Here is a 529-nt window from a genome sequence, read left to right as displayed (position 1 = left end):
AGCAGTAACAACAGATGTTGCTAAATTCTTAATTGAATCTTTACTTCCTAAATCTTTAAGCGTCTTACCAATATCTCCACCATTATTAATTAAACTAACGCCTGCTTGAGTTGCTAAACTTGTAATAGCAGCATTTGCCATAGCACCAAGGGTAGATGGAACAATTGCTCCCGCTGCAGTTGTCGTTATACCAGCAGAGCCAATCATACTTGCGCCCAAACCAACAGTAGTTCCACTTGCTGCTGTTCCTCCAGCAGCACCTGCAGCTGCTGCCGTTCCTGTGCCCATAGTCACAATTGTTATAATAATCACAATAATCGCAGCGCCAGCTGCTGTGAGTCCTTGCTGCTTGTAGTCCCAGTCTTTTTGAGTTAATAATACTGTTTGCCAATCTACATCTTTTCGATTTACTAATTCTTTTAAATATTCGTTTCCTGGTTTTTTAGATAAATCAAGAATCGCATCACGTAGCTCCACCTTATTAACGTCTTTTTCACTTATTGGAACTTGTACACTCAAACCACCTGCA

Annotated in this window: 1 protein-coding gene; it reads right to left on the bottom strand. The window is 40.5% G+C overall.

The genetic code is table 11. The features are described from left to right. A partial coding sequence (locus tag ACLBWE_RS19110) for a DUF637 domain-containing protein (protein WP_447604283.1) occupies positions 1 to 529 on the bottom strand: 529 nt, incomplete at both ends.

The sequence above is a fragment of the Acinetobacter sp. M5A5_2a genome (assembly GCF_053345265.1).
Note: the sequence above shows the minus strand (reverse complement) of the source record. Positions and strands in the feature narration are given on the sequence as shown.